This window comes from Massilia sp. UBA6681 (assembly GCF_002454935.1).
Classification (GTDB): domain Bacteria; phylum Pseudomonadota; class Gammaproteobacteria; order Burkholderiales; family Burkholderiaceae_D; genus Telluria; species Telluria varians.
The window spans coordinates 1-356 of sequence record NZ_DKJX01000064.1; positions in this window are offsets into that span (position 1 = coordinate 1).

The following is a 356-nucleotide window of genomic DNA, read 5'->3' on the forward strand; positions in this document are numbered from 1 at the left end:
CGCTGCCGGCTCGGCGCGCGGCGGCGCCGGCGCCGGCAGCGGCGGCGCGATTCGCACAGTAATGAAAGAGGGCGGTTCAGGCACGGCGGGGACCGGAGCTGGCCCAGTAGTGCGATAGGCAAGCATCAAGAGAATGTGCACAGTCACGGACACCCCGACACCGGCCAGGAAGCGCCTGTGCTCCTGCCGCTTACTCTCATGCAGGCTGTCATGGACTGCTAGATACACAATATTGTCCGCACAATCATGAATAATGCGCCAGAGAATACGGTGAGCTGCTTATTTTGCCCTTAAGCCTTGACCTGGTTTGGCCGACGCGTTATGATCTTCGTCTTCGGAGTGTAGCGCAGCCCGGT